Here is a 26818-nt window from a genome sequence, read left to right as displayed (position 1 = left end):
TGGTCTTGCGGTCGCAGACGTCGTGACGCTCCATGTACCGTTGTCGGATTCAACGCGTAATTTGATCGATGACGGCGCCCTCAACCAAATCAAGCGCGGCGCTATCGTCGTCAATACCGCCCGCGGCGGCATCGTCAATGAAGAGGCGCTTGTCAACGCGCTGGAAGACGGACGCCTGCGTGGAGCCGGCCTTGATACGTTCGCCGTCGAGCCGCTACCTGTAACCGATCGCCTCGTTTCGGAGAGGCGTGTGGTCCTCAGTCCCCACAACGCAGCTCTAACTGAAGAATCCCTGGTCGCGATGGGCGTGATGACAGCACTCAATGCGCTTGCAGGTCTGGATAACAAACTTGATCCGTCGCTGGTCGTCAACAGGTCGGTCCTGAAGGAAATCTCCAATGCGGAATAACAATATTCGCGACATGTGGGCTAAGGGCGAGGCCGTGGTCTCAGCCTGGTTGTCGATCGGCAATTCCTACACCGCCGAAATCGCAGGGTGGGCAGGCTACGACTGCGTCCTGGTCGATCTGCAGCATGGCATGACCGACATCCAGACCATGATTGGCATGTTGCAGGCAATCTCTTCGACCCCCGCGACACCCATCGTGCGCGTGCCATCTTGCGACGCTCCGGTCATCATGAAGGCGCTCGATGCGGGTGCTTTCGGGATCGTATGTCCGATGATCAACAGCGTGAAGGAGGCGGAAGCCTTTGTTGCTGCGACCCGGTATCCGCCACTCGGTGAAAGAAGCTTTGGCCCTGCCAGAGGTCTTCTTTACGGCGGCGCCGACTATTTCCAGCACGCCGATCGCTCCATCGTTCGGCTTGGAATGATCGAGACACTTGATGGGTTGAACGCGCTGGACGAAATCTGCGCGGTCGATGGGCTCGATGGCATTTTTGTCGGTCCGAATGATCTGGGACTTGCCTTGGGCAAGGGGACACTGGGCGACCCAACGGACGAGACAGTCCGTGAAGCCATCCTGCGCTGCCTCGCCAGCGCGAAGGCCCACGGCAAGCATGCTGGCATTTTCTGCCCATCGAGCTCGGTAGCGGCACGCCGAAGCAGCGAAGGCTTCGACTTCGTCGTTCCAAATAGCGAGGTCAATCTGCTGAAATCGGCTCTGATCGCGGAGGCGAGTGGAGCACGGAGTATCCGCAACTGATTGCGGAGCAACAGGTGGTGCATTTGCACCGTCGCAAGGGAGGAGAGTAGCATGAATAAGTACATCAAACTGGCATTGATCGCGGGAGCCGCGCTTGTTGGTGTCGCGACAAGCAGCTTCGCTGAAGAGCGAATCATCATGATCTCACACGGCTTGGCGGATGATCCTTACTGGAACATCGTCAAGAATGGCGGCGAAAACGCAGCCAAGCAGATGGGCGTCAAGTTCGACTACGTCGCGCCTGAAACCTTCGACATGGTCCGTATGTCCCAGCTCATCACGTCGGCGGTCAACCAAAAGCCGGATGGTATTATCGTCACCATCCCTGACGCTGACGCGCTCAAGGATGCGATCAAGAGCGCGACTGCGTCCGGCATCCCGGTCATTTCGGTCAACTCCGGCGTCGGCGTTGCCAAGAGCTTCGGCACTTTGATCCACATCGGACAGGACGAATATCCGGCTGGTAAGCGGGTCGGCGAGAAGCTGAAGGAAATGGGCCAGAAGAAGGCGATATGCATCAATCACGAAGTTGGCAACACCGCCCTCGATGATCGTTGCCGTGGCGTCTCCGACGGCTTTGGAGGACCAGTCGCGGTTCTGCCGACGACCAACGACTACCAGGAAGTGAAGTCGAAGGTCACGGCAGCACTTGCCAGCGATCCGCAGATTGATACGATCGTTGCACTCAGCGCCGGTCAGGCAGGCGAGCCTGCAGTTGATGCCGCCCAGTCGACGGGCAATACCAAAGTCAAGGTCGTTTCCTTTGATCTTTCGCCCGGCTTTCTGCAGGACATCATCGACGGTAAAGCAGTGTTTGCGGCTGAAGCCCAGCCTTACCTTCAAAGCTACCTCGGCGTCGTCTTCCTGACCAACTACATCCGCTCCGGACTGTTGCCCGCCAACAGCCTGATCGAAAGTGGCCCGAATTTCATCACCGCCAAGGAAGCACCAAAGGTTCTGGAGCTTTCCAAGAAGTCAATCCGATAAGCATGAGAGAGGGCATGGGCGGTGTTGGAGCGGTCCATGCCTGATCGGGAGAGTAAAATGGTTGATATAACCAAGGCACCAGATGGTGCGAACGACGAACGTCTGAACCGCGTGTCGCTGGCAGCCTCGCTCATCAGAAGACCGGAGCTTGGCGCGATTGCAGGTCTGATCTTTGTTTTCGTCTTTTTCCTCACGACCGCGAGCCCGCAGATGTTCACGATGGCGGGTGTGATGAATTTCATGGCACCGGCCGCACAACTCGGTATCCTGGCAATTGCCGCGGCTCTCCTGATGATCGGCGGTGAATTTGATCTTTCCATCGGCTCGGCGATTGCCTTTAGCGGCATGATCTTCGGCACGGCGATCGTTGTCTGGGGCATGCCCTTGAGCGTCGCGATCCTTCTCACGCTTGCCGTAGCGGCACTTCTGGGCATCGTTAATGCGCAGATCGTGCTGCGAACAGGGCTGCCGTCTTTCATCGTGACGCTCGCGTTCATGTTCATGCTGCGCGGTCTGTCGCTGGTCGGCCTGAAGTGGGCAACAGGCGGCGCAACACAGATGCGTGGCATCAAGGATGCGGTAGCGAACAGCCCGCTGTCGCCGATGTTTTCCGGCAATGCGTTCACAGGCCTCTTTCAGTATCTTGCAGATCACGACATGATCGCAAAGTTCCCGAATGGAAGTCCGACGGTCACAGGTGTTCCGGTCGCGGTCATCTGGTTTGTGCTGATCGCGTTGGTCGCAACCTACCTCCTCATCCGTACGGGCTTCGGCAATTGGATTTTTGCATCTGGTGGTGACGCCAATGCTGCCCGCAATTCCGGCGTCCCGGTGGCTCGCGTCAAAACCATCCTCTTCATTCTGACAGCCTGTGCTGCAGCTTTGGTCGCCATCCTCACGGTGCTCGACGCCGGGTCGACGGATGCCCGCCGAGGCTTCCAGAAGGAATTCGAGGCCATCATCGCAGCCGTCATTGGCGGCTGCCTTCTGACCGGCGGCTATGGCTCGGCGATCGGAGCGTTCTTCGGATCGATCATCTTCGGGATGGTGCTAATCGGCCTGACTTACACACAGATCGATCAAGACTGGTATCAGGTCTTCCTTGGCGGCATGCTCCTACTGGCGGTCCTCTTCAACAACATCATTCGCAAACGCGTCACCGGCGAACGTTGAGGAGATATCCAATGTTACAACGTCAAAACAACAACTCTGAAACTTCATTCATTGAAATCAGGAATGTGGTGAAGCATTTCGGTGCGGTCATCGCTCTCAACGGAGTTTCCCTCAGCGTCGGCTCCGGTGAGGTTCTCTGCCTCCTTGGTGACAATGGCGCAGGCAAATCGACTTTGATCAAAACCTTGTCAGGCGTTCACAAGCCCACATCTGGCGAATTCCTCGTTGACGGCAAACCGGTCGAGTTCGGCAGTCCTCGCGACGCCCTCGATGCAGGCATTGCCACCGTCTATCAGGATCTCGCCATGATCCCCCTTATGTCTGTGAGCCGAAACTTTTTCATGGGTCGAGAACCCGTCAAGCGCATCGGTCCACTTTCATGGTTCGACCGTAAGTTTGCCGACGAGGTCACCCATGAGGAGATGCGCAAGATCGGTATTGACGTGCGCGATCCGAACCAGGCTGTCGGCACGCTTTCGGGTGGCGAGCGTCAGTGCGTTGCCATTGCCAGAGCTGTCTATTTTGGTGCCAAGGTGCTCATTCTTGACGAGCCGACCTCAGCGCTCGGTGTCGCCCAGACCTCGATGGTCCTGAAATACATCGATGCCGTCCGGTCAAGGGGACTGGGCGTGATCTTCATCACCCATAACGTCCGGCACGCTTATGCTGTCGGCAACCGGTTCACGGTACTCAATCGCGGCAAGACGCTCGGCATGTACCGCAAGGACGAAATCGCGATCGACGCGCTTCAGAACCTGATGGCTGGCGGCAAGGAACTGCAGAGCCTGTCGGAAGAGCTTGGCGGAACAATCTAATATTCAAGGAGAGATACAGTGAGCATTATTAAAATCGGGCTTATCGGTGCAGGCTGGATGGGACGAGCACACGCAGCCGCCTTCGAAAATGCCACGCGCATATTCGGGACCGATCCTGCAACCCTCAAGATTGTTGCGGTTGCCGATGTGAACGAGGCGGCCGCAAAAGAGTTTGCCGACCGGTTCGGCGTCGAGCGGCACACGAGCGACTGGTTGAGCATCATCAACGATCCGAACGTCGATGTCATCGACATCACTACCCCGAACGACGTTCATCCTGAGATCGCATTGGCTGCCATCGCCGCCGGCAAGCATGTCTACTGTGAAAAGCCAATGGCAAACACCGCCGCTGAGGCCCGCGCGATGCACGAGGCTGCCAAAGAGGCTGGCGTTGTCACCCTAGTGGGCTTCAACTATCTCTGCAGCCCGATCCAGGCCTATGCGAAACAGCTCATCGAGAACGGGGATCTCGGCGAGATCTTCCACTTCAGGGGCACGTTCGACAACGATTACATGGTCGATGAAACCTTCCCTTTTACTTGGCGCACGGACGCCAAGGCAGCAGGTCGAGCAGGGGCGCTCGGAGACATGGCCAGCCATGTCCTCAGCCTGGCACACTACCTCGTCGGGGAGGTTTCCGAAGTCAGTGGCGCGCGGCAGGTTCTTCATGCCAAGCGTAAGGATCACAAGGGCGTCGAGCGCACCGTCGAAAACGACGACCTGGCGCACTTCATCTGCCGCTTCAAGAACGGAGCCTCCGGCTATCTCGAGGCCAGCCGCATCGGAACCGGTCGCAAGCTATACCTGTCCTATGAAATCCAGGGCACCAAAGGCGCGCTGTTCTTCGACCAGGAACGCATGAACGAACTGAATTTCTATCGACAGACGGACAATCCGGCAGAGCGCGGTTACAAACGCGTTCTGGTCGCACCGCAGCACCCTGACTATGCCGCCTTTTTCGGACTTCAGGGAAATCCGCTTGGCTACAACGACCTCAAGATCATCGAGGCCCGTCGCCTGATCGAATCTGTCGCAACGGGCAAGAGGTGGGCCGCAGACTTCGAATTTGGCTACATCGTTGACCGCGTGGTCGAAGCGGTACTGGTATCCGCCGACGAAGGTCGCTGGGTGAAGACGGAGGAGATCGTCTGATGAGCGCTTGCTATAAACTTGCGAATGCGCCTTGCTCCTGGGGCGTCGATTTTGCCGATCGTCCGGAAAACCCAGCTTGGTCAAGGGTGCTGGATGAGGCAACAGCGGCGGGTTTCTCTGCCATCGATCTGGGTCCGGTCGGATTTTTCCCGACCGATCCCTCTAAACTTAAGGACGAGCTGGCAAAAAGGAGCCTCAGTCTTTCGGCCGGCGGCTTGTTCGACCCGCTGACGGACCCGAGAGCGTTTGCGGGTGTCGTCGACAAGACGAAGCGGACGTGTGCGATCCTCAGAGACCTCCAAGCGCCGCGGCTCGTGATCATCGACTGTGTTTCAGATGAGCGTGGCCGCTTTGCCGGTCGCTCCAAGGATGCTCCACGTCTGTCGTCGGAAGACTGGAAGGCGATGATCAGCCGAATTATCGAATTGGCGAAGATCGCCAAGAATGAATATGGCGTGAAGTCTTACCTGCATGCTCATGCAGGATGCTATATCGAGTACGAAGACGAGCTTGATAGCGCGATGGCAGACCTGCCGGAAGATTTGGTCGGCCTTTGCATCGACACAGGTCACTCGGCCTATGCGGGGATCGACCCGATTGCTTTGATCCGTCGGTATGGAAGCCGCATCGGCCATATGCACCTCAAGAATATCGATAAAAAAGTCTACGCGGCTTGCATTGCCGACGGAACCGGTTTCTTCGACGCGATCGCACGCGGAATCTTCTGCCCGCTCGGCAAGGGGGTCGTCGACTTCGTAAAGGTGCGTGATGCACTTTCTGCCATCGACTACCGGGGAATGGCTGTCGTCGAGCAGGACGTCGATCCGACCGGTGACGCGTCTCCCTTGAGCAATGCCCGCGAGAGCTTTGAGTACCTCGCTTCGATCGGCATGTCGTCATCTGCAAGGAGCTGACCATGGAAGCCACCTGCGTCGTCGATTGCAAGAATACCCTGGGCGAGGGTTGTGTTTGGGATCCTCGTGACGGGTCTGTCTATTGGACTGACATCGTTGAAAGCCGCATTTACAGGCTGGGAAGCGATGGCGCAGTGTCGGTCTTCCCGCTTCCGGAAAGGGCAGGGTTCGTCCTGCCCCGCGAGACTGCGGGGTTCGTGGTAGGGCTGGCATCGCGGATCGTGACCTGTGATGCGAACTTCCGAACGTTCAATACAATCTCGGTCATCGAGGCGGATCTTCCTCAGACTCGCGTCAACGATGCCGCCGTGGATCCCTTTGGTGGCGTGGTGTTCGGGACATTCGACGAGCGGGATCGCAAGCCTGTTGCTGCAGTCTACAGATGCGCGCCGGACGGAACGGTCACAAAAATTCTGTCAGGAATCACAATCAGCAACGGTATTGCATTCTCTCCGTCTGGCGACATTATGTACTTCGCCGATACGCCAGAGGGAACGGTTCGCCGCTTTATGGTCGGCACTACAGCTTGGGCAGCTCTTGAGGAGCTTTCTCCTCTAGCTCCGGCTGAAATCGCAGACGGTCTTCCGGACGGCGCGGTGGTCGACGCCGAGGGCTCCTATTGGAATGCTCGCGTTTGGGGTGGTTGCCTGGTTCGGGTCAGTTCGGAAGGTGTTCTTCAGGAAACCGTCCGCCTCCCCACCAAGGGCCCTACCTGCGTGACGCTGGGTGGCAAGGATGGGCGAACCCTTTTTGCTACGACCCTTCGTGTCATGCACACTGAAGATGAGCTCGAGGCGGCGCCGCTGGCAGGCGGACTGTTCTCTGTTCAGGTCAAGGTGCCAGGCGTTCCACAACGCCTCGCCGAGATTTAGCCAAATCCCTGAAAGGGAAGAGGACTGCGTGATCGTTCGGGTAGATTGCCCAAACTAAGCGTCATTCCGAAATCTGAAACACTGCCTCCGGGCCAAACTTACATCAAAAGAACCCCACATCGTATGGGCGCGGTCAGGTGCGTCCGGAATTTGCAGGAGATTGCCTCATGACTATCCGCCATCGCAAAGCTGGAAAGCCAGCCGCCGACCGGGCAGAGGACGACGCTAAGGTCCGAGCAGTCGTCGAAGCGACGTTGAAAGACATCGAAACCCGTGGCGACACGGCCGTTCGGGAGCTTTCCGAGAAATTCGACAAATTCTCTCCTCCCTCTTTCTTGCTCTCCCAGTCCGAAATCGAGGCTGCCATCAATAAAGTGTCGGCTCGGGACATGGCCGACATCGAGTTCGCACAGGCCCAGATTCGGAAGTTCGCGCAAATCCAGAGAGACTCGATGAAGGACGTCGAGGTCGAAACCTATCCTGGTGTCATTCTCGGCCACCGCAATATCCCGGTCCAATCCGTCGGCTGCTACGTACCGGGCGGCAAGTTCCCGATGGTAGCCTCGGCACACATGTCCGTTCTGACAGCTTCGGTGGCGGGCGTACCTCGCATCGTTGCTGCAGCGCCGGCGCAGAAGGGCAAGCCTCATCCAGCAATCATTGCCGCCATGCACAAGGGCGGAGCGCACGAGATCTACGTTCTGGGTGGGATGCAGGCTATCGGAGCGATGGCGATCGGAACTGAGACCATCAAGCCGGTCGACATGCTTGTGGGACCCGGCAACGCTTTTGTCGCGGAAGCCAAGCGCCAGCTCTACGGCCGGGTGGGCATTGACCTGTTTGCCGGCCCGACTGAGACGATGGTCATCGCCGATGAAACAGTCGATGCAGAAATGGTTGCCACCGATCTGCTAGGGCAAGCTGAACACGGCTACAACTCTCCGTCTGTTCTCGTTACCACTTCCGAGAAGCTCGCCCGTGAGACGGAAGCCGAAATCGCTCGCATCCTCACCATCCTCCCGACAGCAGAGAGTGCCTACGCATCCTGGCGTGACTATGGTGAGATCATCGTCTGCGATACTTATGAAGAGATGCTCGACGTCGCAAACGACATCGCCTCCGAGCACGTGCAAATCATGACTGATCGGGACGACTGGTTCCTTGAGAACATGCATTCTTACGGCGCCCTGTTTCTCGGGCCGCGCACGAATGTTGCCAACGGCGACAAGGTCATCGGCACCAACCATACGCTTCCCACGAAGAAAGCGGGTCGCTATACGGGTGGTCTGTGGGTCGGGAAGTTTCTGAAGACGCACTCGTACCAAAAGGTAGTAACGGATCAGGCTGCCGCTGAAATCGGGGCTTATTGCTCTCGTCTCTGCATGCTCGAAGGATTTGTTGGCCATGCAGAGCAGGCAAATGTTCGCGTCCGCCGCTATGGTGGCCGTAACGTACCTTACGGCGCCGCTGCAGAGTAACGGGCGAAATTTCGAAAGTCATCCTCATGAGCATGTCGCTTCCACGCACTCCCTCGTTTCGCCTTGATGGCAAGAAAGCCCTCGTCGTCGGAGCATCTTCCGGCATCGGGTTTGCGTCGGCTGTGGCACTTGCTGAAGCTGGCGCCGCTGTCTCGGTGGCGGCACGCCAGTCTCCGAAGCTCGACGAGGCCGCGAAATCCATCAACGGCGCCGGGTTTAGCGCTGATGCGATCGCTCTCGACATCACGAATGTCGAGAGCGTATCGGAAACCATAGCGTCGAAAGGTCCATTCGATATCCTCGTCAACAGCGCCGGCCTTGCGATCCATGGGCCGGCTGTCGATACGAACTTTAGGGACTTTGACGCAGTGTTCTCGATAAACGTGCGAGGAGCTTACTTCCTCCTTCAGGCAGTGGCGAAAGGGCTCATCAGCAGGGCGATGAGCGGCTCCCTCATGACGATTTCGTCACAGATGGCGCATGTCGGTGGGATCGACCGCGCTGTCTACAGCGGCACCAAGCACGCCATCGAAGGGATCACGAAGTCGATGGCCATCGAATGGGGAAAGCTGGGAATTCGCGTCAACACCATATGCCCCACCTTCATCCGGACACCATTGACCGAGCAGACATTCTCCAATCCTGATCGTGTGAAGTGGATATCCGAGAAGATAAAGCTTGGAAGGGTCGGCGAAGTTGAGGATATTATGGCTGCAGTCGTCTATCTGGCGTCTGACGCATCAGCGATGGTCACCGGCACAGCGCTCAGGGTCGATGGGGGCTGGACTGCAGAGTAGATATGTCGGAGCTCGAGAAAAGCCGGCAGCATCTGAGACGTATACATTTCGAAGCGCTTGCCTGATCAGCGGGTCGGCGGTTCAGATCTCATTCAAGGCGAAGTGATTGTGTAAGATTCAAACGTCCGCAGTTGCTGCGCTTAACTACACGGCCGCGCCAAGCACCATCGGAGGCATCTGATCTGCAGGTGAAAATTGATCCTTCAGTTGGCTTTGTAGCGCTCACGAGCCTGCATCACGATCGTGTCCCAGCGAGTGGTGTAGCTGGATTTCGTAGCCATCGGTTATTTCCGGTAGGGTCGAGTTGCTTAGGACCAACCTGAAGGACACCACCGATGACCGACGATATGATGAACCTGCGCTCGCTGGTTGAGAAGAGTGCGGACGCAGATTTGCTACGCCATATGATCGGCTTTACCGCTGAGAAGCTGATGAACGGCATGACTATTCATAATATCAGAGCGCCGCGCGAAACTTTTCTGTCAAAATTGCCCTTTTTTCAAACCGGATCGGATAAAATCCGTCTCCATCCTACTGTTTGACCGGAGTTGGGTCGGGTATCGTGTATTTTCCGCTGACAACCGCCTCGCCCGGTCTGTATATTCGCATACCGAGGTACCAGTTGTCACCCGGCGTAGGCAACCAGTTGGCCGCTTCGCCGCATTTCTCTTTCGGCCCATAACGCAACGTGACCGTGCCATCGTCGTTGAACTTCATAGCGCGATTGTTCAGGTTAGAATTATCGCTCTTCAGGTACTTGTCGGAGCCATACATCGTGAATGAGAAGAAGCCGCCCTTGTTGAAATCCGGTTTCGCGTAGGTTGCTTCATAGCATTTGTCGCCGCTTAACCCATAGTCCCGATAGATGTAGACGGCATCATTTGCAGGAAGAAGGCCCAAGGCTACTGAAGCACTGAGGCGAAGCATCTCGGGTTTAATGACTCCACGAGCACCGGATGTTTCGTTAAAATTGGGCAGTTTTGCCGCTTCTTTTTGATATTCGGCGCGCAGGGTCGCGAGACTAGCCTGATCCCATTCAACGACCTTATACTCTTTCGGTACTGTTCCTTCTGGCCACTTTACTTTGACACCATCTTGCAGAGCTTTCACGTTCTCGATGTCGCCAGGATCAGAAGGATCGATCTGGGTCCGCATGACCACGGCGGCAAATTCGGTTTCCGATTTAATCTCGAAAGTGCCAGGCGCGTAGAATACCTGATCGGTGTAGTTGTCATTCTGCATGATCATTGCCGACTGGTATCGGTCGTCGGCAGATTTCGGCAAGGTGATCGTCGTACCCGCCGGTACGTAGAATACGCCGAAGGAATACACAGTGTCACGATTCATCGTTACGGCAGGTTGCTTATCGAGCGGCATCAGCGATCGATCGTGACGGAACTTGTTTGGACCAACCTCCGCCACGATACTTTTGAAGGATTGATCCACCTCTGCGCGGGCGTAGTTCTCTGGCGTAACCAGCTGAGAGGCATTAGCCGCGGTGGCGCAGAAAATTGCGGCAACCGTCATCACTTCGCTAAGAACCTTTCTCGAAAGCCGCACTCTCCGAAAGGCGAATTCAATACTCATGGCAACGGTGGCGAAGAGTGCCACTCTCCCCTCGGCTGTCGGTGAAAATGCTTTCAAATTCTTCATCGTTGTCACCTTTCATATGATCGATGGGCGCGCGCGTTCGGTTGTGTTTCAATCAGCTTTGACGCTTTTCACCGCTGCCGGCGGCACCCACTGGCCTTCCAGCACTTCCGGCTTTGGCCAATAGGTGCGGATCGTCGTGGAGAAGTCATCCGCCGGAGCCGGCAACCAGTTTGACTCCTTGTTCTCGCCTGGAGAGTCATGCTGGAGATAAATCGTCAGCGATCCGTCGGAATCCATCTTGAGAGTCTTGTTCTTGGTTCCGAGCGAATAGCGTTTGATCGCATTCGGCGAGAAGAAGTGATTTTTGTCGTACATTGTCAGCGACCAAAAGCCATTGGCTGGCGGCGATTGCCCCGGCGGAAAAGTGATCGTGTAGCGGTTCTTGCCATTCATGCGTTTGCCATCAGCATCGATGTCCAGGAAGAAATAGCGGGTCTCTTCCGGCTGGTTCACATACATGTTCGATTTCGCCGTCGCGGTGCGCGTCACATAGTCGTAGCCGAAGCGAGCGCCGTTAGCCGGTGTCGTCCATCCGTTGCCGATCGGAACGCCGTTGTTGGTGAACGCAAATAGGGGCGTGATCAACGACTTTTCCGTATCGGCGGCGACCTCTTTTAGTGTCGCCTTGATCTCGGGGTGTTTTGCCGCCTCCTCAAGCAGCGCGCGGATGTTGGCGTAAAGTGCCTCCTCTCCCGGCAGCGGTGGGACCTCGTTCAATACGTCCGGCAGTTCGTCGAAAAACGTGTCGGGGTCGACCCAGCGTGTTTCCTTACCACCTTGCGACGAAGGGCCGAAGGACGGTGCTTTTGCCCAGTCCTTGGTTTCCATCCTTCCTGTGAATTTATTCAACGGATAGAGAAGGACCTGGTTGATGACGGGTTGAATGGCTTTCCGGTCCTCGGCGGTGTCATCCATGAAGACCCGCGGGGCCATTCCCACCAGATCGGTCGGCGAGTGAAAGACTTCGATGATACCTGCCGGGATATCGCCCTTCCAATTTGGCCCGACGACCATATAGAGGCCCGGCTTGCTGCCATACTGCTTGCCCAGCTTCGAAAATTCGTCACTGCGGGCGTCATACAGCGCATAGACCCAAAACCGGTCGCCGAAGTCCGGTACCTGAATAATCACAGGGTCCTTGTCGACCGCGGCAAAGCCGAAACCGTAGACGACATCCTGGTTCGGATGGGCGACGAAACGCTGCGCGGGAGTAATGTAGTCCCTGAGCATCGATACGTAGCCGGTGGGTGCGGCGGGTAGAACGCCACCCTGGTATCCGGGCTCGGGCGCTCGCGCAAACGATGCGCGGCGGTGACGGGCATCTATAAGAGGCCATCCCCAGAGATAGACGTTTCGCCCGAAGGTCTTGATATATTCCTTCGTCATCACCGTTCCTGCCAGCGGCCCGCCGACGGTTCCCGGGCTTGGCGAGACGACCAGACTATCCTGGGCGCGCAACTCATGACCAACCAGAATTGCCAGCGTCGCCACCGATGCGACTGCGAATGCCTTGAAGCTCTTCATCTGTATCTCCTGTTCGTGAGACGCGTGAGGTATGCTCCTGCCGTACCGAAGGACATCTCGTGGGATCGCCTGAGATCACTGCGTCACATCGACGACGACATCTTCGAGTTTGCCGCCGAAGTGGAATGGTGTCTGATAGTCGTAAGTCACCGGGGTGCCGGTATCGCTGCCGATATCCTGGTTCTCCGACAACGAATATTTGAATGGCGTCGTTTTATCGATCTTGCCGCTGCCCACCTGATTGCCATCGACAGACAATTTGACAGTGCCACCCTGTCCAGGCTTGTCGCCGCCATCATAGGCGAACTGCATCTTCAGCTCATGTTTCCCGGCGCCCACGACGCCGTCGCTCTTGACCGCGTAGTGTTCCACGTCGAGATAGTTGTGGGCCATCACCAGCTTGCCGTCCTTCAGGTAGAATGCCCAACCCCCGGTGTTTCCGCCCTGGGTGAAGATCATGCCGCTGGCATTGTCGCCGATCTGCACTTTTGCCGTGACGGCGAAGGACTTGTTTTTCAGATCCGGAGCCGACGCTTCGGGGAGACCGGTGAGCGGAACCGGATAGTCATATCTCGTTCGACCCGCGGCTAGATTTGGCTTTCCTGTGAGTTCCGAACTGAAACGCTCCGCGCCGCGCCAGTCGAGGGGAAGCGCCTTGTTTGCCGACGCCTGGGCCCACCAGAGCGCTTCCATCTGCGCAAGTTTCTCTGGATATTTAGCGGAGAGGTCGTTCGCCTGCGTAAAGTCTTCATCGAGGTTATAGAGTTCCCATTTAGCCTTCAGCGGATCGAAGTCCCCGCGTTCGGCCTGCCAAGGTTCGAAGGCAAGCGAGCCGGCCCACCAGCCGTCTTTGTAGATGCCGCGATTGGCAAAAAGCTCGAAATATTGCATGGTGTGAAATTCGGGTGCGTTTGGATTGTCGAGGACCTGCAGGAAACTGCGCCCCTGCATCGGCGTCTGCGCCGTGCCGTTGACACTGCGTGGCTCCTCGATCCCGGCGGCAGCCAGAATGGTCGGCGCGACGTCGATCAAGTGCGAGAACTGGCTACGAATTTCGCCGCCATGTTTGATCCTGGCGGGCCATTTCACAATCATCGGATTTCGTGTTCCACCCAAGTGGCTGGCGACCTGCTTGGTCCATTGGAAGGGCGTGTCCATCGCATGCGCCCAGCCGGCCGGAAAATGATTGAAATGCATTTCCGTGCCGATCTCATCGATGTGGGCCAACATCTCGTCAGTCTTCATGAGATAGGCGTTGAAGAACGCGTTCTCGTTCAACGTTCCGTCAAAACCGCCCTCTGCGGAAGCGCCGTTGTCGCCGACGATATAGATGATCATCGTGTTGTCGGCGTCCGGGAGCTTGGCGACATAATCCAGGACACGTCCAACCTCATGGTCCACCTGATACCCGTAGGCTGCGAAGACCTCCATCATGCGCTCGTAAAGCCGCTTCTGGTCATTGCTCAATGTGTCCCAGGCGGGGAGACTTTTCGGCCGCTCCGTCAGGACTGCATTCTGCGGAATTATGCCCATCTTCTTCTGTCGCTCGAACGTTTCCTTGCGATAGGCGTCCCATCCCTCGTCGAACTTGCCTTTGAACTGGTCGATGAGCGCCTTCGGCGCTTGGTGCGGCGCATGAGTTGCCGCCTGTGCAAAATACATGAACCAGGGCTTGTCTGGCTGAACGGCTTCCGTCTTTTCAAGCCAGGTTAGCGCATGATCAGCAAGATCGACGCTTAAATAATAATCGTTGGCCGTGGGCGTCCCGACAGGGGTCTGGTTCTCGAAAAGATAGGGTCTCATCTGATTGGTGTCACCGGCCATGAAGCCGTAGAAGTAATCAAAACCCAGTCCATTTGGCCAATGGTCAAACGGACCCATGACGCTGGTTTCATAGATCGGCGTATTGTGATTTTTGCCGATCCACGACGTAATATAGCCGTTCTGCCGGAGGATCTCCGCGACCGTGGCGGTGTCCTTCGGGATAATGCCGGTATAGCCATCGTAGCCGGTGGCGACTTCGGTGATATTGCCAGTACCCGCCATATGATGATTGCGACCCGTTAGAAGGGCTGCCCGTGACGGAGAGCACACGGCGGTTGTATGAAAGCGATTGAAGAGCAGGCCGTCCTTTGCAAGGCCTTCCATGTAAGGAGACGGAACGCCGCCGCCACTTACCGAGAATTGGCCGAACCCGACGTCGTCGAGCAACACCAGCAAGACGTTCGGCGCCCGTGCGGGAGCCTTCATCTGAGCTGGAAATTGCGCCGGATCGGAATCCTTGTAAGAAGTGCCGACGTTACCCTGGAACTTTTGTTCGGCGTAGGGCAGGACCGCCTGCCCAATCGGCGCAGGCGTTGGAGTGTTGGCCGTTTGGCCGAAGGCAGCCGAAACCGGAAGAAAGGAGGCGACGGCTGCAAGGAGTGCGTACTTGGTGGATTTTCGAAGAGACATTGCACAAAACCTTTCCACGGTTAGGCGTAAGTTCGACGATTTCACGATGTATCCAGATGGCAGGCAATAAACGGTACGGGAAAAATGACGGCGCCTTTCTGAGTGATTTACTTTGGAAACAAAAATGTCACCGCGACACGAAATCCGAGGCCGTCCGGACCGTTTTCGGGCGCCGTCGCCCAGTACCGTACTCCTCCACTCAGACTGATCGGCTGCTTGTTAACAGTGACCAGCTTTGAAACCATGAAGTTGATCGGAACTGACCAGTCATGGCCTTTCCAGTCGTAGGTCGACTCCGTGTTCAGTGCGAATGTCCAGGCATCCTTGGTGGTGTAAGAAACGAAAGGCTGAAGGAACGTTGAGCTGACGTCCTGGCGGTCGCTTTGCCCGGCGAAGGACCAGATATGGTTTGCCAAGATGCCGTAGGTCCAGGGACCGTCCTGTTTAAGCGCGACACCGGTCGGGCCCGCGCCCCACTTGCCGCTACCGAGAAGACCGTCTGTCGCAGTTGGAAGCAGGAAGACCGGACCGACACCCCAAATGATGCCACTCTCGGTCGGCTTCTTTGGAGAAAGGAAAAAGCTCTGCACGGTGTCGCCCAGACCGAACTGATGACCAGACGGACCGGCAATATCGTTCTGCCAGACCACAGGAAGGATCGTTCGCGAGATCACGTTCCAATCCTCGTTCAACGTGAACGGAATGACTGGCTGGATATTGAGAGTTTCCTTGTTGCCGTTGTTCGGCCCGAAACCATGGTCGTAGTTGAACTGGAACGGAACGCTGATCAACGAAGCTATCGGGTTGGAAAGTTTTTTAGCGAGGTCCTCAGTGGATTGGGCATGCGCGGCGACCGCCGGAATTAATGTAAGAAGCGTGCAGCATATTGCTGTCTTCCAAGCGTCTGTCGGTCGCATACAAGTCATCTCAATCCCCTTCATGTACCGAGCTACGCCACCCGATGTGGCCCGCTCCACTTTGAGCCGCCGCTTTCAATGGCGTAGGAAGCAACTGTATTTAGAATTGCCAGAATCATAAGTACGCAACGGTTACATCGGACGTAACGAACGCCTGCCTCTCTTCGCATTTCGACTGAGACGTCTTTCCGGGCCGAGCACTTTCCTTATCCTCGCCGCCACCAGGCACCTTCATTCGACCTAGTTGACTGCTTCCGGATCGGGCAATTTGTACTGGTTATTCTGCACGACCTCGGCGGGGAAATAGACCCGGAAGGCCAGCGTCCAGTTATCGGTCGGTGCCGTCAGAATATTCTTCGCTCCAGACGGGCAGGTGTCCTTCGAGCCAAAGTAGTGGGCAAATTTGTCGCCGCTCGCTTTTGGTACGATTTCATCATTGGCGATGCTCGAACCGTCTTCGGTGCGGAAAGATGGACAACGTCACGCCCAAGGTCGTTCTGATCATCACGTCCTCCTTTTCCACTGGAACAAGACATCCTTCGTTCGCGAGCTGGAAGTCAAATCCGATGCTTCATGTCGTACCATTATCCAAGGGGGTCATTGAAGCTTCACGACATCGTCGGGCTTCCAAGTCTGGTCGTAGAACTCGACGCCGGTTCCGTAGAGGCGCACCGTCACCAGGAAGGCGCGGCCGTCGACTGTCTGGATAAAGTTGGTGTCAGGCGATGCCTCGGGTTTGTGGGGGCCGAAGAACAGATCGATGGATCCGTCCTCGTTGGTCTTCACCTTGTTGAAGCCGTTTATGGAGGGCAACGACTGGTCCGTCTCCGGCATGGTGCCGTCGGTAATGTTGTAGGCCGTCACGGCCCAGAACAGCGCCGCCGGCGGATGGGGTGGCAGATGCAATTTGTAGGACTTAGAGCCATCCAGGAAGTCGCCGTCGGCGTCGCGGACGGTGAAGGGGTATTTCGAGCCGGCATCAAGTGTGCGCATTACCATGGCGGGCGCCGAGGAATAGGCGACCTGGAAGAATGACGCCCGTTGCATGACGTCGAGATAGTTGCTCTGCGACCATTCGGCCGTGCCGGCCGCCCAGGTGTTCTCGTATTGTCGATCCTTATAATAAAGGTTTCGCTTGTCGGAACGTCCGAGCTGACGGTTTGCCATGATCATCTTCGGTGCAGTGATAACGGCCTTTTGCAGCAACTCCTTCTGCTTTTCCGTCGGCTCGAACGGCACGCCCTTGACGATACCGATGGCCGCGAGAACGCCCCGCGTCACCGGATCGATAGATACCACGGGCTCGTAGTCGACATAGTCTTTCAGCTTGCTCCAGAACGTACTGTCAGTCGGATACATCATGTTGACCCGCTTGCCGCTGGCATTCGGAAACTCCATCGGCTTGACGTCCTTTTCCGGAGCCCAAAGTGGATAGATGCGGGTTCGCTCTGCGAGGGCGACGGCGGGCGCCGGATCAGGACCGTTTTCCCCTTTTCCCATCACCGTGCGAAAGAACAGGAACACATTGTTGGTCGACGACTTGAATGCGAAGTAGCCCTTGGGCACGTCGCCGTCATAATCCGGTGGCAACAACAGATAGAGACCGCCGCGCGCCCTGTCCGGACCTATCGCGCCGACATCGGTGATCGTCCTTTGATAGAAATCCGTGAACATGCCGATGACGTTCGGCGGTGCCGCAACCACCAGCGGGCCGTCTTTTTTCAGGTCGAGATAACTCATCGAATAGATGACGTCGGCATTCGGTGTCGGCACCCAGGCTCGGCTATCCATACGATCCTTCCAGATCGGCAGGACATTGTACCCGCTCCCGAAAGCAGCTTCCGATCCGTCCCTCAGACCGATGGTGTTCAGGATCGGCAGGGTTTGAATGTAGGCCTGGACCGCGGTCTGGTAATAGAGATCATCGCGCAAGCTCTCGGCCTCGGCCTGAGGCAGCCAGTTTCCATTGTTGATCTGTTCGACAAGGGGTGGCGCTTTCTGGTCCTGAGCCAACGCTGGCATCATCGGGTTTGTCAGACCAGCCAAGAGCGTTGCAATTGCCGTCAAGCGTGCATAGCGCATCTTCATAGCGTCTTTCCTCCTGAATGGTGGCGCTCGCGAGCCGCTCTCGCAGAACCGGAGCAGCGCCGATTCTGATCAGCTAGTTTACCTTCTCGATGTCGCCGGGCTTCCAGCTTCCGTCCAACGCCGGTTGCGCCGGAGCATAAAGGCGAAGGATGGCAAAGAAGCCGCGTTCCGGCACCGTCGCCAGCCAGTTGCCTTCTTTTCCCTCGGGAGCTTTCGGCCCAATGTAAATGTCGGTGCTACCATCCGCATTTTGAGCTGGCTTGTTCAGTTTGCCGAGCGATGGGAACGGTTGACCGTTGTCCAGACCGGACGCGTTCTCCGCCTCATAAAGGGTGACGGACCAGAACAGCTCAGCCGGGATATCCTTCGGCAGGTTGACCTTGTAACTGTGCGCCCCGTCGAGCGGATCACCATTGGCGTCGTCGAACGCCATCATATAGAAAGCGCCCTTTCCGGGCGTCATCGATGCCATACCCGGACTGATCGAGTAGTAGTCAGTAAAGAACCAGGCGCGCGCATCAAGTTGGCGGTAGTCGCCATTCCTGGCGAGGAAGCTGAGGTCGAGGCCGGCATTCGGAAAGTGGCCGGACAGGTTGTTGACAGGATTGAGCCAACGGCGGTCTTGGTAAACACGAAAGTCAGCCCCGCCGATGCCTTTTTCAAAGCCGATCACGCGGCTCATCTTGTAAGCGGTCCTGGCGGCCGAATCGAGGATGGCCCGGGTTTTGTCATCGGGTGCAAACGGGCGGTTCGCCGATATTCCGATGCCATCAAGCATGCCGAGCCAGTCGGGCTCGGCCAGCCCTGCTCCTTCTACATCCACCAACGACTTGAGCTGTTCGAATGCGGAGAAATCCGAGCGCGGCAGCATGTCCAGTGATTCCCCGGAGGCGTCGGGAAATTCCATGGCCTTGGCGCTGTCCTTCGTGCCGAGCGGATAGATCCTCGACTTTTTCATGACCTCGACTGCCGGCGCGATATTGTCGAGCGACTGGTAGAAGGAACGCAGGAAGATGAAGACGCTGTTGGTGCCCGAGCGATAGACATAATAGCCCTTGGGAACCTTGCCCTTGTAACCGGGCGGTAGGATCAGGAATTTACCGCCATTGCCGCCGTCAGGACCGGGCAGGCCGACGTCGCCGAAAAACTTGCCGCCATCTTCGGGGATCGGACGCTGCCAGAAGTCGAGCAGAATGCCTTGTAGTTTCGGCGGCGCCTCGAAGACCAAAGGACCTGTCTTTGTAAGGTCGACGAAGGTCATCCCATAGATCAGATCGGAGTTTGGCGTCGTCACATGGGTTTTCGGATCAAGTCGCTTTGTCCAGATCGGCATGATATTGTAGCCGGTACCGAAAGCACCCTCAGCGCCGACCTTCATGCCAAGGGTGTTGAGCAGCGGCAACGCCCAGAGATAGGTCTGGGTGGCGCGCTGGAAGAGCAATTCCTCCTTCAGCGTATCGGCCGTTTCCGCCGTCGGACGGTTTTTCACGAATGGCAAATTGGCAAGGCTGTCAAAACGGGCCTGATCCGCCAAAGCGGAACCCGCTAGCACCAACGACAGGAATGCTGCGGTCATCGACGGAAATGCACGTGTACGTTCCATGACGCTCGGCTTTCTGCTGTGGTTGTAATTCACAAATGCTGATATGCCGGATAATTAGCAAACTATGCGCCTTGCGCAGTTTCCCGGCTATGCGATTTTTGCCAAATTATAGCCAGGTGGCGCTCGACCTCGTCAAACAAATCCCGGCGAAATTTGCCATATCGGCGCATCATTCGGTTGTTGAGATCCTCGATCAAAGTGCCGTGCGGATATTGAGTACGACAAGCCTGAACAAACGGTCGTTTCGAAGTCTGACCTGCACCCACCCCTCGACGACTAAAAACCGAACCTTCGGCGGATAGTTTATCGCGAGGACGCCTCGGGCTGACACATGGAGAGAGTGCATGGACCTATCGCCATCCGCCGAAAGTCCGCACAAGGAAACTCTACGTCATGAAGCATGCGCCATCGCGAGTTGGAGAGATTGCGTGGAAGGCTCAAAGTCGGCTGACGGCTCTATATCGCTTGCTCGCCGCACGGGGAAGACGAACGACGGTGGTTTGCACTGCGATTGCCCGAGAATTGGCTGGCTTCGTGTCGTGTCGGTTGTTGCAAGGGAGGCGCAGGCCATCAGACCGTAAATCGCTGCGTCGAACTTCAACCTCGAGCATGTCGGAGGCGGAACAACAGTAGGGGAACCTCCATCAGTCGCTTTGTGGCCGGCAGTGACCGACGACCGCAGCAAGATAGGAACAGCCCCGGACGCACAATCGGGAATGCGGCAAACCAACCCGCGCGTCAGAGCTTTATCACCGCCGTCCTTGAGTTCCGCATCCACACATACGCGATCATCATGCTTGGACGCTCTTTCGAGCGTGTGATTCTCCGCGGCCAAAACATTGACATAGGGCATCACAGAGTGACGGATGAGCGCCGCCACCAACCCGTCGAGATTTGCATTGCGAGCTTACGCGGAGAAATCCGCGCTGAGAATCAGCTCGGCCCATTGATCAAAGTTTCAGCACATCCGGGGCATCATAAAGGCAACTGTCGAGAAGCAATGGTCACGGAACCGCAGAATCGCTCATCGCGAGCGAACTTTGCCTGCAGTGTTATGCTCGCTGGTTTTTTGCGACGCCCTTCCAACGACGCCGGTGACATACGCCTCGCGATCGAAGTGGAAATCCACCCGATCGATTTCGACAATCCCCAAGGTCAATATGATAGCGGTTGAGCCCGGCTCAAACGAATTTTTGCCAAAGCGTCGGCCCTAGCGACAACTTAACAGGCGAATCCGGAAGGGCCGCCGTCCGTGACACGGAGGCGGCCGAACCGATTTCCGACTATCAGAGCTTTCGAATGACTGGCGGCTTCCAGGAGCCGTCGAGAATGGCTTTCTTGCCCCAGTAGGCGCGAATGTAGAGCGAGAAGGCGCCGTCTGGTGCGGGCAGCCAGTTCGCCTCTTTCTCCCCGCCGGGCGATTTCGCGCCGGCATAGAGCGTGAGCGAGCCATCGGTATTGCGCCGGAGATTCTTGTTCTTGGTACCGAGCGAATAGCGCTTGAGATCATTCGGGTGGAAGAGGTGCTTGTCGTTGTAGAGGGTCAAGGACCAGAAGCCGTTGACCGGTGGCTCCTCACCCGCGGCGAAAGTGAGTTCGAAGTTGCCGCTGCCGGTGAGTTCGCCACCCGCGCCATCGAAATCCGTGTAGAAGTACTGTGTCTCCGTCGGGCGGTTGTCGAACATGTTCGATTTCGCCGTGCCTGATCTGTTATAATAGTCGATGCCCCACTGCGCATTGTTGGTGGAGCGGTTCCAACCATTACCAGCAGGGAGCCCATTGTACTTCCACTGGAAGAACGGCTTAATGACCTTGTGATCTGTATCGACCGCGGTCTCGATCAGCACTTTTTTCAGTTCGGGGTCTTTCGACGCCGCATCGAGAAGCAGTCGGAACTGAGCGTAAAGCGCCTGCTCTCCTTCTTGCGGCGGTACGATATCCAACGCGCCAGCGAATTCGTCGAAGAATTTTTCCGGCTCGACCCACTTGGTTTCTTCGCCGGTCGATTGGGGGCCCGGAATGGTCGGTGCCTTGCTCCATTCGACCGTCTTCATCTTCCCTGTGAACTCCTTCAGCGGATAAAAGACAACCTGGTTAAGCGGTGCTTGGATCGCCTTCCTGTCTTCCGGCGTGTCGTCCTGGAAAATGCGCGGAATCGCATTAGCGATTGACGTCGAGGAGCGGATGACCTCGGTAATCCCTGCCGGCTTTCGGCCTTTCCAGTTTGGACCGACCAGCAGATAGAAACCGGGTCTGGTATTGTACGGCCTTCCGAGTTGCCCGAATTGATCGGTCCGGCCGTCATACATCGCATAGACCCAGAAACGCTTGCCGAAATCCGGCACCTGCGCGACGACCGGTTGTTCATCGAGCGAGAAAAAGCCGAGGCCATAGACGACGTCTTGGTTGGGGCAGGTGACGAAGGTCTCCGCCGGGTCAACATAATCGGAAAGCATCCCGACCTGTCCGGTCGGCGCCACCGGGACAACACCGTTGAGGCGACCGGGATGCGGCGCCTGCGCGAACAAATTCCTGCGATTCATCATGTTAACGAGCGGCCAACCCCAGATATATGCCGTCTGCGCGATTGCGCGGGCATAATCGGGTTGCATCACGATGCCGGTAGCTGGCTGCGTGATCTTCGATTGCCGGGTCGGGTCGGCGCCAGCTTGTGCCTGCGCAGGATCGCTGGCAAGGACGGCGCTGCCAACAGCGGCCGCAACAGGCACAGTCGCGCTCTTTCCGAACGCGGCCAATGTCGCCGCACCGAGACTGCCTTTCAGGGCTTCGCGGCGCGAAGTAACGAGATCGACGAGTAATTTCATTACGATACTCCCTTTGCGTTTTCGCTCGGACACGACGGACCGGCTGTTTTCAGTTCACCTGTTCAATATGCCCGGGCCTCCATGTCCATCTCTCGGGGGGCCGTCGCAGCGTGCAGTGGCAGGGTCGCGAACGTCCGAGTCCCGACGCCAGTCGCAGCCACTCCAGCGCAGCGGTCCGAAAGCGGAAGCCGCGGTGTGGCCGCCTGATCAAGGCATTCATTGCTTTCGAATGACCGGAGGCTTCCACGAGCCGTCGATCACTTCCTGCTTTGGCCAATAGGCACGTATGTAGAGCGAGAACGGAGTCGAGGGGGCTGGAAGCCAGTTCGATTCCTTGTCCTTCCCGGGAGAGGCCGGGCCAGCGTAAATAGTAAGCGAACCGTCCGCGTTGTTTTGGAGGCCCTGGTTCTTTGTTCCCAGCGAGAAGCGCTGCAGCGGATTGGGCGTGAAGAAGTGGTGCTCGTTGTAAAGCGTGAGCGACCAAAACCCATCGACTGGCGGGAGCTGACCGGCCGGAAAAGTCACCGTATACGTTGAACTACCATCCAACTGTGCTCCTTCGGCATCCGTATCCGTGAAGATGTACTTTGTTTCGTTGAACCGGTTCTCATACATGTTGGACTTAGAGACGGCCGTGCGGACGACATAATCGGCCCCGAAATCGGCGTTGTTAACCGGTGAATACCAGCCATTGCCAGCAGCCGGTCCGTTGTGCTTCCATAGGAACAAAGGTGGGATAATCTCCGTGTCTGCGGCCACTGCAGTCTCCTTCAGGACCTGCTGTACCTCCTGACTTTTCTCTGCGGCTGTCAGCACCGAGCGGATCATGGAGTATGTGGTCTCTTCGCCTGGCAATGGCGGCACTTTGTCGAGAACTTCGGCAAGTTGGTCGAAGAAGGTCTCGGGAACCACCCACTTGACCTCTCCGGACCCTGCGCCCGGGGGCGTCGGGAAGTGCGGAACCTTGGTCCAGTCCTTGGTTTTCATCGTGCCATCGTACTCGCTGAGTGGATAGGCCATGACCTGGCTCAGGATTGGCAAAACGGCGTTCTTGTCCTCAGCGGTATCATTCAGAAAGACGCGGGGGCAAAGTGCGGCGAGCTCGGTCGGGGAGCGGAATGTCTCGATGATCCCCTCGGGCACGGTCCCCTTCCAGTTGGGGCCGACCAGAAGGTAAAAGCCGGGCTTCGACCCGTACTGCTGACCAATCTCCGCAAACGAGTCGGTTCTCGCGTCCCACGCGGCATAGACATAAAAGCGATCCCCGAAGTCAGGTACCTGATAGACCACGGGATGCTCGTCGAGCGAAGCGAAGCCAAAGCCGTATGCAACGTCCTGGTTTGGACACGCGACAAACCGCTGCTCGGGAGAAATATAGTCAGTCAGCATGCAGACTTGGCCAAGCGGCGCGTTGGGCAACACGCCTCCGCGCAAGCCGGGCTCCGGAACAGACGTCAGGGCGATGCGTCGATTGAAGCTGTTGATCATCGGCCAGGCCCAGAAATAGGCGAAGCGTCCGACCATCTGGACGTATTCTTTGGAAAGAGCGGTGTTGGCGGTCGTGGACAACGATTTCGTTGCTGTCATCGCGGGAGGTGGCGCAATGCCCGTACCAGATTGTTGCGCCTGCGCCGCACCGGTCGTGATCGCTGCCGAGGCAGTGGCGACCGCAGCGGCTCTGGCACCAATGACGGCCAAGGATACAGCACCGATGCCGCCCCTCAGCGCGGCGCGGCGCGTGAATTCCGCTTGATCATGGGGGGACTTCATGGGACGTTCCTCGCTGTTCGAGTTTGATGGCCTCAATTCACTTTCATGACGTCGTCCGGCTTCCAGGTCTGGTCGAAGAATTTCGCGCTAATGCCCGAAGGCGCGTCGCGGCAAGGCATCAACGCCCAGAGATAGGTCTGGGTGGCGCTCTGGAAGAGTAAATCCTCCTTCAGCGTATCGACAGTTTCCACCATCGGACGGTTCTTCTCGAATGGCAGATTGGCAAGGCTGTCAAAACGAGCCTGATCCGCCAAAGCGGAACCCGCTAGCGTCAACGACAGGAATGCTACGGTCATCGACGGAAGTGCGACTATGCGTTTCATGACACTCGGCCTTCTGCTGTGGTTGTAATTCACAAACGCTTATATGCCGTATTTTTAGGCAAACTATGCGCTCCACTGCCTTTGTCGGCTATGCGGTTTTTGCCAAATTAGAGCCATGGTTGTGAAAGTTGCTTCTTGTCTCGGATCGCCTTGGTGGCGCTCGGCACTTCCCCGAACACGTCATGGTACCAGCCGGACATTCGTCCATGCTCGGAGATTCCCCATTTCCTGGCACTTGCAGAAACCGTTGCCGGTTCGTCGACGGACCTTAGCTCCTGCCGGATTCGATGCAGCCGAAGCCTGCGGATATAATGGACCGGCGCCTCCCCAAGGGTGTCGAGGAATGCTCGATAAAGAGTGCGCGGGGAAGTCCCGCAGGCGATGGTGAGGTCGTCTGTCGTTATGGGCTGAGCCAGGTGCCTCTCGATGTAATTGCGGGCCAGCCGGACAATAACTTCATAAGTCGAAGGAGAGCAGCGATCGTCCAAGCCGTCATCATTCACATAGTGAGAAGCTGCGGCGCGCAGAACCGCTTTGCCAATATCGATCCCTGCCACCGATCCCTCTCCCGCGTGTATGCGGAGTAGAGCCGACGTCAGCTCATCGAGACTTTGTTGCTCCAGCGGCTTCGGATGGATTGCTGATTGCAAGAACTTCCGGGCGACCACGACTTCCAACCGTTCGAGGTCCAGTGTTGCCGTGACATAAAGCGCGCCTTGCGCCATCAGGAGATCCAATCGATCTCCAGGAAGGATGACGCCGACGACCCCATCAAAAACGCGATGCAGACTGATCCGAGATTTGTCGCCCTGAGACAACACGACCCCAACTGTCGCGGCATCCCTTGAAACGACGCCTCTGGCCGTCGCGCTTCCATCCAGATGCCCGCTGCTGAACACCACACCGTCCCGAGCGGAAAAAGCAAGGCTGCCATCAACTTTGCGGCCGATCATCTGAACCGGCTCAAGATCGGCGCCAAGCACCATGTTGCGAAGGTCTTCGATTTCCCGCACAGGGAAGCGTTGCCAATGATCGGCATCATTGCGGAAGGGTGCCCCCCCGGTGAAATTGGTCAACGTCGCGCCCGAGGCCATGGACCGTGCCCCTCCAACCGAAAGCCGGAACCGTGACAGCCGTCGCCCGCCCGGGCTTGGGCATGCCATCTGAAGTTCCTATAGTCGCAGGAAAACGGAATGCCCTCTATGCGCCTTTTGCCAATCTAGTGAAGACGTCCCGCTTGCTCGGCATTGTCCTTCGCAGAAGCCAGCGTCTCGCTGGGCAGTTCCCCAAACATCTGCCGATACCATCCGGCGAGCCTGCCAAGTTCGCTGATGCCCCACTGGTTCGCAACGACCGCGATCGTGCAGATCTTTTCGCGTTCACCGGCAAGACCCTGCCTGATGCGGTGGAGCCTAAGTCGTCGAACGTAGGTCTGCGGCGTGTCATCAAAAATGTCGGCGAACGCGCGGTACAGCGTCCGTCGTGAACTGCACGCCGCCGCGGCGATGTCATCAAGAGCGATCGGATCTGCCAGATGCTCCAGAATATACGCCCTTGCCTTCGCCGCGATCTTGGCGTGGAGGTTGGTGTTTAGCCGGCGCCCATGATCATACGGCAGGCGGCCCAAATGACTGATGAATGCTCTGAGAAGCATGGGGCCAATATCGATCCGGGGCGACTGACCAGCATGTATCCGGGCAAATTCTGCGGCTAGAGTGGCAACAACTCCAGAAGACATCGATCGGTGATGTATTCCGGTGCCGCCGAGTGCTGCTCGATCCAAAACCAGATCATCCTTTGCGGCCTCGTCCTCAAGCTGATCGGCAGAGATCGTCGCTGCGACGTAGAGCGAACCTGGCGTGTAGAGTGCATCGTGCTCATCCCCACCATGGAAGACGCCCACGTCTCCCGTCTTCACCTCGGTCAGCCAATGCCAGCACGGGCCGGGTAGCTTCAATGCCACGCCCAATGAAAGGGTATCGGGCGATAGCGGGCCACGCAGGGCCACACGGCCATTGATCAAGCCGCCGCTGAAAGTCACTCCGCCCTGTTCTGCGAAAATCAGGCTCCCCGACAGCTTGCCGGCGGCCATCTGCGTGGCATCCATTCCTGCTCCATGGACCGCGTCGGACAAATCCTCGACTCGGGATATCGGGACGTGGTGCCAGTGGGCGGGTGCCTGCTCTAGCGGTACTGTCACTCCAACTACCTCCAAGGCTCAGACTATGCTTCGCGTTTTGAACAGACGCCGCGGGCGGGCCTGTCCCTCCGGTTTCCGCCGCTCTCCGCGCGGGTCAGGATTTCAAT

General features: G+C 57.2%; 23 protein-coding genes and 1 pseudogene. 13 read left to right on the top strand and 11 right to left on the bottom strand.

From position 1 onward, the window contains the following. The 11 genes from GVL52_RS25220 to GVL52_RS25170 all read left to right on the top strand — a co-directional run. The coding region (locus tag GVL52_RS25220; protein ID WP_280179117.1) for an NAD(P)-dependent oxidoreductase at window positions 1-409 on the top strand (409 nt) is incomplete at its 5' end. Further along, the gene (locus GVL52_RS25215) at window positions 399-1166 is read left to right on the top strand and encodes an HpcH/HpaI aldolase/citrate lyase family protein (RefSeq protein ID WP_160012166.1); all 768 of its coding nucleotides are present in this window, start codon (window positions 399-401) and stop codon (window positions 1164-1166) included. The genes GVL52_RS25220 and GVL52_RS25215, both read left to right, overlap by 11 nt. A gap of 51 nt (window positions 1167-1217) precedes the next feature. After that, window positions 1218-2153, top strand: a complete 936-nt coding sequence (locus GVL52_RS25210) for a sugar ABC transporter substrate-binding protein (RefSeq protein WP_160012165.1) — start codon at window positions 1218-1220, stop codon at window positions 2151-2153. 57 nt (window positions 2154-2210) lie between these two features. Beyond that, complete coding sequence (locus GVL52_RS25205; protein ID WP_160012164.1) at window positions 2211-3326, top strand: ABC transporter permease; 1116 nt, start codon at window positions 2211-2213, stop codon at window positions 3324-3326. A gap of 11 nt (window positions 3327-3337) precedes the next feature. Then, window positions 3338-4141 carry an ATP-binding cassette domain-containing protein gene (locus GVL52_RS25200; protein ID WP_160012163.1) on the top strand — a complete coding sequence of 268 codons (804 nt, stop codon included), beginning with the start codon at window positions 3338-3340 and terminating at the stop codon, window positions 4139-4141. Between the two features lie 18 nt (window positions 4142-4159). Next, window positions 4160-5293, top strand: coding sequence for a Gfo/Idh/MocA family protein (locus GVL52_RS25195; RefSeq protein ID WP_160012162.1), 1134 nt, complete (start codon window positions 4160-4162; stop codon window positions 5291-5293). Next, the gene (locus GVL52_RS25190; protein ID WP_210254114.1) at window positions 5293-6207 is read left to right on the top strand and encodes a TIM barrel protein; all 915 of its coding nucleotides are present in this window, start codon (window positions 5293-5295) and stop codon (window positions 6205-6207) included. The genes GVL52_RS25195 and GVL52_RS25190 overlap by 1 nt, the downstream gene beginning before the upstream one ends. Before the next feature lie 2 nt (window positions 6208-6209). After that, a complete protein-coding gene (locus GVL52_RS25185) occupies window positions 6210-7079 on the top strand; it encodes an SMP-30/gluconolactonase/LRE family protein (protein WP_160012160.1) in 870 nt (289 codons plus the stop codon). A gap of 167 nt (window positions 7080-7246) precedes the next feature. Continuing rightward, window positions 7247-8557: a histidinol dehydrogenase gene (gene hisD, locus GVL52_RS25180; RefSeq protein ID WP_160012159.1), complete on the top strand. Its 1311-nt coding sequence runs from the start codon at window positions 7247-7249 to the stop codon at window positions 8555-8557. Between the two features lie 32 nt (window positions 8558-8589). Further along, on the top strand, window positions 8590-9354 hold the full coding sequence (locus GVL52_RS25175; protein WP_160012180.1) for an SDR family NAD(P)-dependent oxidoreductase: 765 nt from the start codon (window positions 8590-8592) through the stop codon (window positions 9352-9354). Between the two features lie 335 nt (window positions 9355-9689). After that, the gene (locus GVL52_RS25170) at window positions 9690-9896 is read left to right on the top strand and encodes a hypothetical protein (RefSeq protein WP_160012158.1); all 207 of its coding nucleotides are present in this window, start codon (window positions 9690-9692) and stop codon (window positions 9894-9896) included. Here GVL52_RS25170 and GVL52_RS25165 read toward each other — a convergent pair. The 6 genes from GVL52_RS25165 to GVL52_RS25140 form a co-directional block, all read right to left on the bottom strand. Further along, window positions 9886-11007, bottom strand: coding sequence for a DUF1214 domain-containing protein (locus GVL52_RS25165; protein WP_200847896.1), 1122 nt, complete (start codon window positions 11005-11007; stop codon window positions 9886-9888). The two genes, GVL52_RS25170 and GVL52_RS25165, sit on opposite strands and share 11 nt — an antisense overlap. 48 nt (window positions 11008-11055) lie before the next feature. Next, window positions 11056-12531, bottom strand: a complete 1476-nt coding sequence (locus tag GVL52_RS25160; RefSeq protein WP_160012157.1) for a DUF1254 domain-containing protein — start codon at window positions 12529-12531, stop codon at window positions 11056-11058. Window positions 12532-12606: 75 nt separating this feature from the next. Further along, window positions 12607-15030 (bottom strand): arylsulfatase, encoded by a 2424-nt coding sequence (locus GVL52_RS25155; RefSeq protein WP_200847895.1) that lies wholly within the window; start codon window positions 15028-15030, stop codon window positions 12607-12609. Between the two features lie 62 nt (window positions 15031-15092). Further along, window positions 15093-15902, bottom strand: coding sequence for a transporter (locus GVL52_RS25150; RefSeq protein ID WP_244619275.1), 810 nt, complete (start codon window positions 15900-15902; stop codon window positions 15093-15095). A 597-nt stretch (window positions 15903-16499) separates the two neighbouring features. After that, complete coding sequence (locus tag GVL52_RS25145; RefSeq protein ID WP_244619277.1) at window positions 16500-17927, bottom strand: DUF1254 domain-containing protein; 1428 nt, start codon at window positions 17925-17927, stop codon at window positions 16500-16502. Between the two features lie 136 nt (window positions 17928-18063). Then, on the bottom strand, window positions 18064-19566 hold the full coding sequence (locus GVL52_RS25140) for a DUF1254 domain-containing protein (protein ID WP_160012175.1): 1503 nt from the start codon (window positions 19564-19566) through the stop codon (window positions 18064-18066). A gap of 363 nt (window positions 19567-19929) precedes the next feature. Here GVL52_RS25140 and GVL52_RS30505 point away from each other — a divergent pair. Both GVL52_RS30505 and GVL52_RS25135 read left to right on the top strand, forming a co-directional pair. After that, window positions 19930-20130 (top strand): annotated as a pseudogene (locus GVL52_RS30505) (IS110 family transposase); the annotation flags it as partial. A gap of 322 nt (window positions 20131-20452) precedes the next feature. Next, complete coding sequence (locus GVL52_RS25135) at window positions 20453-20767, top strand: hypothetical protein (RefSeq protein WP_160012156.1); 315 nt, start codon at window positions 20453-20455, stop codon at window positions 20765-20767. A 112-nt stretch (window positions 20768-20879) separates the two neighbouring features. On the opposite strand, the gene GVL52_RS25130 is transcribed toward GVL52_RS25135, so the two are convergent. From GVL52_RS25130 to GVL52_RS25110, 5 genes are all read right to left on the bottom strand, one after another. Next, window positions 20880-22418, bottom strand: a complete 1539-nt coding sequence (locus GVL52_RS25130; RefSeq protein ID WP_160012154.1) for a DUF1254 domain-containing protein — start codon at window positions 22416-22418, stop codon at window positions 20880-20882. Between the two features lie 216 nt (window positions 22419-22634). Next, on the bottom strand, window positions 22635-24188 hold the full coding sequence (locus GVL52_RS25125; RefSeq protein ID WP_160012152.1) for a DUF1254 domain-containing protein: 1554 nt from the start codon (window positions 24186-24188) through the stop codon (window positions 22635-22637). 32 nt (window positions 24189-24220) lie between these two features. Then, window positions 24221-24511: a hypothetical protein gene (locus GVL52_RS25120; protein WP_160012150.1), complete on the bottom strand. Its 291-nt coding sequence runs from the start codon at window positions 24509-24511 to the stop codon at window positions 24221-24223. Between the two features lie 107 nt (window positions 24512-24618). Continuing rightward, on the bottom strand, window positions 24619-25605 hold the full coding sequence (locus GVL52_RS25115) for an AraC family transcriptional regulator (protein WP_160012148.1): 987 nt from the start codon (window positions 25603-25605) through the stop codon (window positions 24619-24621). Between the two features lie 125 nt (window positions 25606-25730). Further along, window positions 25731-26618, bottom strand: coding sequence for a helix-turn-helix domain-containing protein (locus tag GVL52_RS25110; RefSeq protein WP_160012146.1), 888 nt, complete (start codon window positions 26616-26618; stop codon window positions 25731-25733). Between the last annotated feature and the right edge of the window lie 200 nt (window positions 26619-26818).

The organism is Rhizobium sp. 18055 (assembly GCF_902706285.1).
GTDB lineage: Bacteria > Pseudomonadota > Alphaproteobacteria > Rhizobiales > Rhizobiaceae > Rhizobium.
This window is presented reverse-complemented; position numbering and strand designations above follow the sequence as displayed.